This window comes from Oscillibacter sp. UBA6647, assembly GCA_002455655.1.
GTDB lineage: Bacteria > Bacillota > Clostridia > Oscillospirales > Oscillospiraceae > Oscillibacter.
This window is the reverse complement of sequence record DKLF01000139.1, coordinates 1-7471: the sequence shown is the minus strand read 5'-3', so window position 1 is coordinate 7471 and position 7471 is coordinate 1. Positions and strand designations below refer to the sequence as shown.

The 7471-nt window shown below is 56.2% G+C and carries 9 protein-coding genes; 5 read left to right on the top strand and 4 right to left on the bottom strand.

The genetic code is table 11. From position 1 onward, the window contains the following. Positions 1–259 precede the first annotated feature (259 nt). The gene (locus B2W96_RS10355; RefSeq protein ID WP_293010216.1) at positions 260–1177 is read left to right on the top strand and encodes a LysR family transcriptional regulator; all 918 of its coding nucleotides are present in this window, start codon (positions 260–262) and stop codon (positions 1175–1177) included. A 162-nt stretch (positions 1178–1339) separates the two neighbouring features. On the opposite strand, the gene B2W96_RS10350 is transcribed toward B2W96_RS10355, so the two are convergent. The 4 genes from B2W96_RS10350 to B2W96_RS10335 are packed head-to-tail and all read right to left on the bottom strand — an operon-like array spanning position 1340 to position 3755. Then, positions 1340–1738, bottom strand: coding sequence for a bacteriohemerythrin (locus B2W96_RS10350; protein ID WP_293010215.1), 399 nt, complete (start codon positions 1736–1738; stop codon positions 1340–1342). A 56-nt stretch (positions 1739–1794) separates the two neighbouring features. Then, a complete protein-coding gene (locus B2W96_RS10345) occupies positions 1795–2793 on the bottom strand; it encodes a molybdopterin molybdotransferase MoeA (protein ID WP_293010214.1) in 999 nt (332 codons plus the stop codon). Positions 2794–2814: 21 nt separating this feature from the next. After that, the gene (locus B2W96_RS10340; protein WP_293010213.1) at positions 2815–3369 is read right to left on the bottom strand and encodes a nucleoside-triphosphatase; all 555 of its coding nucleotides are present in this window, start codon (positions 3367–3369) and stop codon (positions 2815–2817) included. Next, positions 3366–3755 carry a hypothetical protein gene (locus tag B2W96_RS10335; protein ID WP_293010212.1) on the bottom strand — a complete coding sequence of 130 codons (390 nt, stop codon included), beginning with the start codon at positions 3753–3755 and terminating at the stop codon, positions 3366–3368. The genes B2W96_RS10340 and B2W96_RS10335 overlap by 4 nt, the downstream gene beginning before the upstream one ends. A gap of 491 nt (positions 3756–4246) precedes the next feature. Between B2W96_RS10335 and B2W96_RS10330 the strand changes: the two genes are divergently transcribed. The 4 genes from B2W96_RS10330 to B2W96_RS10315 all read left to right on the top strand — a co-directional run. Continuing rightward, positions 4247–5194 (top strand): PstS family phosphate ABC transporter substrate-binding protein, encoded by a 948-nt coding sequence (locus tag B2W96_RS10330; protein WP_293010211.1) that lies wholly within the window; start codon positions 4247–4249, stop codon positions 5192–5194. A gap of 102 nt (positions 5195–5296) precedes the next feature. Continuing rightward, complete coding sequence (pstC, locus tag B2W96_RS10325) at positions 5297–6175, top strand: phosphate ABC transporter permease subunit PstC (RefSeq protein ID WP_293010210.1); 879 nt, start codon at positions 5297–5299, stop codon at positions 6173–6175. Positions 6176–6179: 4 nt separating this feature from the next. After that, a complete protein-coding gene (gene pstA / locus B2W96_RS10320; protein ID WP_293010209.1) occupies positions 6180–7019 on the top strand; it encodes a phosphate ABC transporter permease PstA in 840 nt (279 codons plus the stop codon). Further along, the coding region (locus B2W96_RS10315) for a phosphate ABC transporter ATP-binding protein (protein WP_293010208.1) at positions 7004–7471 on the top strand (468 nt) is incomplete at its 3' end. The genes pstA and B2W96_RS10315, both read left to right, overlap by 16 nt.

Genomic DNA, 7471 nt, shown 5'->3' with positions numbered 1-7471 from the left:
AACATACCAGTAATTATATGAATTCCACATAGTTGGCGGTTCTTTTACGGTGTCTGTCTTGCTTGTCCTTGCATATTTCGCCGTAAAAAGGTATAATAACAAATTAAAAGTCTGCGGTTTCCGGCACGGCTTCTCACAAAGAATGCATTTTTCTCCCGCGCCCGATGCATTCTTCACAGGATGACGGTCGGCTGCACGGAAGCAAAACGGGCGGCTTTCCCGGCTTCCCATTGCGCAGCGGAAAGGGACAGGCCCGGTTATGACATTTCAACAGCTTATTTTTGCCGTCTCGGTCGCCAAATGTGCCTCCATCAACAAAGCGGCGGAGCAGCTTTATACGCACCAGAGCAACGTGAGCAACACCCTCAAGCAGTTGGAGGAAGAGCTGGGTATAGAAATCTTCCAGCGGACGAAAAAGGGCGTGCTTGTCACCAACGAGGGCCGGGAATTTCTCAACTATGCGGAGGATATTATCGGGCGGAAGAGCTTTGTCGAAAATCTCTATGCCGCACGGCACCGCGGCCGCAAGCAATATCTGCGCATTTCCTCCATGCGGGCCTATTTTCTCTCCACGCCCATGATCCACATGCAGGAAACCCTGACTCAGCCGGACTTTCCGCCCACCTATATCCGACTGGAGAAGCGTGCGTTTTCGGATGTTCTGGACGATGTGGAAAACGGCCGCTCAGACCTTGGAATTGTGTTCATCCCTAAGTCCCAGCGGCGGCGTATGCCCCGCATTGCCAGCGCCAAAAGCCTGAATTATACGGAGCTGGGGGAAAGCGTCATCAGCGCCGTGATGCGCGAGGACCATCCCGCCGCCGAAGCCCGCTCTCTGGAGCAGATCACCCGTTATCCGTATCTGATTGCGGAAGAGACGGAAAACTTTGATGTGTTTTATGACCAGCGCTCCGAATCCGTGACGCACCTGTTTGAACAGCCGCCCAATCTCGTGATTTCCTGCAATGAAAGCGCCACCCTTCAGGATATCGCCGCTCATTCGGACAACTTTTTTCTTAGCTGCACCCCCTGGAAGCATTCCCAGCATTATGCCTTCACCTCCTTCCCGCTTGAGGGAGAGGGGAACACGCTGGTCCACTACTACGTAACCCGCAAAAACCACACCGTTTCCGCCCTTTTGCAAGAATTTCTGACAGAATTGACCACCATGTTCTAAATCCCGCAAAGTGTCTCATAAAGCGCCCCGTGCAGTGTCCCGGGGAATCCCCGCCGGGTTCTTTCCCCGGAAGAATCAAAACACCCGCCGGTTTTGCAAAGCGCACGGCGGAAAAATATGGAAAAAGAGCCATGCAGACGTGTCTGCATGGCTCTTTTGACTTCATCTCAGGGTTTGGGCGAACACCCCGATTTTCTTATCCATGGTGGAGATGTGCTTGGTCAGCCAATCCAACACCATTTGATTGGCCCCCAGAATGACCGACAGGTTCCCGCCGGAGGCGGTATAGTCGCTGCGCAGCTTGGAAAGCTGACTGATAAATAACTGATGCGCCTGCTTCTGCGCGTCATATTCCGGGTAGTGGATACTGAGCATATAGGTTTCCTCATCCCGGAAGTGCTGCTTGGTGTACGCATCCAGAAATTCCAGAAGCTCGCCGATATATTCCTTTGTGCGGTGCTCCCGTCCGGCCTGAAACAGCATTTCCGCTTTTTCAAACCAGAGCTTGTGCTGGTCGTCAATCTGACCCACACCGACAGACAAATTTGGTGTCCATGGCATACCCATCGTCTCCTTTTATTCAGATGCGTTCATTATAGCCAACGGACGACGTTTTTTCAAGTTCTTTTGCCAAAAATTGCATGAAGCAACATTTTTTGCGCCTGTTCCTTGGCGCAGTCCGCTTGCCCCGGCACAGTCATCGAAGATATGTAAGTTCCAGTGTCTCCCCGGCTTCCAGACCGGAGCCCGCGCTTTCCGTAACAAACTGGGCCGAGGCGGTCAGCACCGGGCAGATGAATCCGCCCCGGCGCGGCGGCAACGGAATGAACCAGGAGCGTTCCAAGCTCTCCTGCCAGCCCGGCGTTAAAATCCTCTCCGCCCTTGGAGGAGCCTCCGCACAAAAGGATCATATCCGCGCGCTCCGCCGCGGCGCAAATCGCAGTGCGAAGAAGCGCCGGATTGTCGGAGGTGATGGGAAAAAGAAGCGGCTGCGCTCCCATCTCCGTCAGCATGGCCTGCGCCAGAACACTGTTGGAGTCAATATTCTCCCCACGGGCGGGCTCGGTACCGGGGGAAATCAGCTCGCTGCCGGTGGGGAGAAACGCCACCACGGGCTTTTTTACCACCGTAAGCTTTGTATGTCCACCCATCACAGCCGCCGCAAGATCGAAGGGCCGCAGGCGGGTCCCGGCCCTTAACAGCAAGTTTCCCCGCGCAACAGAGCTCCCGGCGGTCCGCACATGCATTCCCGGCGTAACCTTTGTCCCCGGCGCAAGCACCACCCCGCCGCCTTCCAGAAACGTCACCGCCTCAACAGGGATAACCGCATCAAAGCGGTCGTCGAAGTCATCCCCCGTGTCCGCCCTCACAAAGTCTCGGCCCCACTGCCAATGGGCTGTATCCGGCTCACCCTTCCGAAACAGCGCCGAGGCCACGCCGATTCCGTCCATTGTCGAGGAACGGACAACCGGCAGACTGTATCGGGCATACAGGTCCTCCGCCAGCACGCGGTCAAGTGCCCCTTCAAGCGGAACCGTTTCATTTGTTCGTGCCGGGGTCCAACAAGTCCTGATTGCTTCCAGTGCCTCTTTTCTGGACAGTGCTTTCTGTTCCACGGAAATTCCCTCCATGCTCTCTCACAATCCTTTTTTAAGATACCGCAGCGCCGAAAAGCTCTCTTGCAGCGCGCGGGTCAGCCGCTCCGGCAGCGCGTCCCGGTTCTCTGCGTTGACGTTGACCATCTCCACGTTCGGGTGCTCACGGATTTGATTCACCCAGCCCACTGCCGAAAGCTTTATCACGCCCAAAACCGGCGTTTTACCCTCCAACGCGGCCAGCACGGCAGCCTGAAACCGCTCCGCATCCCGCTCCATGTCTCCCAGCTCGTCCATGACAAGCAGCGCCATGTCGTCTTTCGCATGTAAAATATAATCCGCGCCAAGGGTCTCAAATCCAGTGGTAAAAACCTGTGGCGCCTGTTCTCCCGGACAAAACCGGGCAACCCTGTGCGCTTCGTCATAGAGTGGCTTCGCTTCCGCACGGCTGATATACAGCCCCCTGTCGGCGGCTGTACGGTCTTGGCTGAAATAGGTCCGGAAGCCCCCGTATTTTACGTTTAAATCCGCCAGAATCTTTCGGATCACGGTGCTTTTCCCGATTTGAATTTCACCTGTCAGAAACATATGCTTCATTTCAGCCCTCCGTTGATGAAAAAGATTCCCACCGTCTTTTTTCTGGGAAGATACCACGGAAATACGGGGGATTCCGTTTTGACAATTCTCTGTTTTAAAAAAAGCTCCGTCTCCTCCGCGCAGACGTCGGGCGTATATAATTTTATATAACCCCGGGCCTCCTCCAAAGAGGAAAACGGTTGTCCAAACTCCTGCCGCTTCCACACAAGCTTGTAAGCAATTCCCCGTGAATCTAAATACTTTGCGGTGTTTTGCGCCGTATTTCGGACGTAGCCCCTGTCTTTTTCGGGAAAAAGGGCCGCATCGGAGCTTTGGGATACCACCGCAATCAGCTTTTTGCACAGCGGCAGATATCGGTCAAGATGGCGGCTTCCAAAAAAGCTCATAAACGCCACGTCCCAACGGCCCGAAAGATGCTCGCAATCGGCCAAAACAGGGAATATATTGTGCAGGCCCAGCGCCAGCGCGGCTTCGCTGGTGTCTGCGCACTCCACGGACTTTACAAGCGGGGCGATTTCAAAGTCAAACAGCGCCGGCCCGCAGCACAGATCGCACAGGCTTTGCGCTCCCGCTATGGACGGAGCAATTTCGGCTTTTTCTCCGAAGCTCTGTGTGTTTTTCCTACAAAAGCTGTTTTTTGACCCTATATTTTATTTCGCCGCCAATTGCCACTTTGCTAAAATTTCCCGGCACAGCCGCCCTCCTTGCGCCGCTGGTGCCAAATTTTGTTGAGTATAGTCATTTATTATCGTAAATTGCGATATATATTTAGATTGACAGGAACTATCGATTTGACTTCATCTTTGATTGTGAATAATGTAGACATTACCTATGCGCGCAAATTCAGGATGAAATAAAATTTTGGAGGCATTGTACCATGAAAAAAGTTCTCACCGCGCTTCTTGCAACAGCGATGCTGCTGTCGCTGACCGCGTGCGGAAGTCCCGCGCCCGCCGCGTCCTCCGCCCCCAGTGGCAGCGCTTCTTCTGCCCCCGGCGATGCGGCTTTTGAAAGTAGCATTCTCTTCTGCGGGTCTACCTCTCTCTATCCCATCATCTCTTCTCTGGCTTCTTCCTTCACGGACGAATATGTCACTTGGGACAAGGTAGACGCCACGTTCCCCGGTGACAATATCTCCATCTATGTCGCTCCTGGCGGCTCCGGCGTGGGCGCCAGCGCCGTGATCGACGGCACGTGCGATTTCGGCATGATTGCCCGCAGCATCAAGGATTCTGAAAAGGAAGCCTTGGGCGCGGGGTACACCGAATATGTGGTGGCCAAGGACGCTTTGACCGTTTCCGTCAACGCGGAAAACCCTCTTTGCGGCCTGACGGACGATTTGTCCACCGACACCATCCGCCAGATTTTCAGCGGCGAGCTTTCTACGTGGAACGAGGTTGACGCCTCTCTCCCCTCTGAAACAATCAATGTGTACATCCGGGACCTGTCCGGCGGCGCCTACGAGGTGTTCCAGAAGGCCATTATGGGAGACAGCGAGGTAACCGCCTCCGCCACCCAGTCCGCTTCCATGACGGAGCTTGCCACCAACATTGCAAACGACCCGTGGAGCATCGGCTATGCGGGCTTCGGCGCTTATAACAAGGCGAACCAGAACGGTCAGGTGCTGTTTGCCATGAAGGTAGACGGCGTGGAAGCCAACGAGGATACCATTATCAGCGGGGACTATACCGTGCAGCGCCCCATCATGTTTGTCACCGGCAAGGAGCTCACCCCCGCCCAGCGGGCCTTTGTGGACTATGTGTTCTCCGACGTGGGCTACAAGGTTGTTGAGGACAACGGCTACATCCCCGCCTTTACAGCGTGATTTTAGGAAGACCCGGAAACTTATTCTGTCCGGCAAACGCTGCCATTGTGGTGACAATGGCAGCGTTTGTCCTGCTATAAAACGAGAACCGGAGGGATCGTGATGCGGAAAATTGGGAACGCCCTGTTTCCCCGCCTGATTTGTCTGCTGACAGCCCTGACCGTGCTGTCTCTGGCGTTTGTGCTGATTTTTATTGTCCGGGAGTCGCTTCCCGCCTTTCAGGAAATCGCCCCGGCGGATTTTTTGCTGGGACAGCGGTGGATGCCTGTGGACTATGGCACCGGCGTCTCTTATGGAATCGGGAACTACATTGCGGGAACCCTGTACGTTTCCGTGGCCGCCATCGCGCTTGCCGTGGTGGTAGGCGTGGGCACGGCGGTGTTTCTCTCCTGCGCGGCGTCGGAAACGACCCGGGGCCTGCTGTGCTCCATGATTGACCTGCTGGCCGGGATTCCGTCGGTGATCTACGGGTTTATCGGCCTGTGCGTGCTGGTGCCTCTGTTTCAGCGGCTCCGCCTTTCCAGCAGCGGCCACTGTGTGCTGGCCGCCGCCATTTTGCTGGCGGTGATGCTGCTTCCGTTCTTGGTTTCCGCCTGCTGCGAAACCATGCTGGGCATGCGCCAAAGATACCTGCCCGCCGCAAACGCGCTGGGCGTCGCCTATTGGCATACGGTGGCCCATGTAATTCTCCCCCTCTCCGTCCGCAACATTTTATTGAGCGTGGTTCTGGCGGTGGGGCGGGCCATGGGAGAAACCATGGCGGTGATGATGGTCATGGGAAACGCAGGCGTCTTTCCCTCCATGCTTGGCAAGGGAGAGACGATTGCCTCTTTGATTGCGCTGGAAATGGGAACGGCAGCGGTGGGCAGCACCCACTATCACGCGCTGTATGCAGCAGGGCTGGTTTTAATGGGAATCCTGCTGGCAATCAACACAGGAATTGCCCTGCTGCGCCGCCGCCTGCTGCGGATGGAGGGCTGAGCCGATGAAATTCAAAGCCTTCCTTGTCCGAAGCTGGGCATATCTCAGCATGGCGCTTGTGACCGCCGTCATCCTCTTCCTGTTCGGCTATGTGTTTGTGCAGGGCGGCCATGTCATCACATGGGAATTTCTCACCGCCTCTCCCAGCGGGTCGGTACTTGGCTCCGAGGGCGGAATCTGGCCCGCCATTGCGGGCAGCCTTTGCTTCACGGCAACGGCGGTGGTGCTGGGGGGGATTCCCGCCGTGGCTACCGCGCTGTATCTTGTTTTCTTTTGTCGCAGCAAGCTGCTGCGGGCCGCAATTCAGATGGTGGTTCAGAACATCGCGGGCATCCCATCCATCGTGCTGGGCCTGTTTGCATACAGCCTGCTGGTGCGCGCTCTGGGCTTGGGCCGCTGTGTTTTATCCGCGGGCGTGGCGCTGGCAATCATGATTCTGCCCTTTATCGAGGTACGGGCGGAAAAGGCATTTCGGGAGCTGCCGCCCGCGCTGACCCAATCTGCCTACGCGCTGGGCTGTTCAAAGTCCTACACCATTTGGAAAGTTGTGCTGCCGGCCTGTCGTGGCGAGCTGGTATCCGGCGTGATCTTGGGCGCCTGCTATGCCATGGGGGCCACCGCGCCGCTGATGTTTACCGGGGGCGTGGCTTACGCGGCAATGCCGGTATCCCTTACAAAGCCCGCCATGGCGCTGCCGCTCCATCTCTATCTTCTGCTGGCGCAGGGCACCTCCATGCCGCAGGTCTACGGCACCGCATTCGTGCTGATGACGGTGGTTCTGCTCAGCAATTTTCTGGCAGCCTTGTATGCCAAAAGGAGGAACCGGGCTTGGAAACAACCCTGACACTGAAAGACGTAACCATTACTTATGATAAAAAGCCCGCTCTGGAGCAGGTTTCCCTCTCCTTTCCCAAAAACCGAATTACCGCCGTCATCGGTCCGTCCGGCTGCGGAAAAACCACCTTGCTGCGGGCCATGAACCGCATGCTGGAGGAGGAACCGGGCGCGGCTGTGGAGGGGCAGATTCTTTTAAACGGCGACGATGTGCAAAAGCTCCCCCCCGAAGAACTGCGCCGCCGGGTGGGTCTGGTGTTTCAAACGCCCGCCCCGTTTCCCTTCTCCATATACAAGAACATGACCTTTGCTCTTCGCTATTACGGCGTGCAAAACAAGGAGCGGCTAGATGCGGTGGTGCGGGAAAAGCTTACGCTGGCCGGTCTTTATGAAGAGGTAAAGGACCGCCTTGACAAAAGCGCCCTGAAGCTTTCCGGCGGACAGCAGCAGCGCCTGTGCATC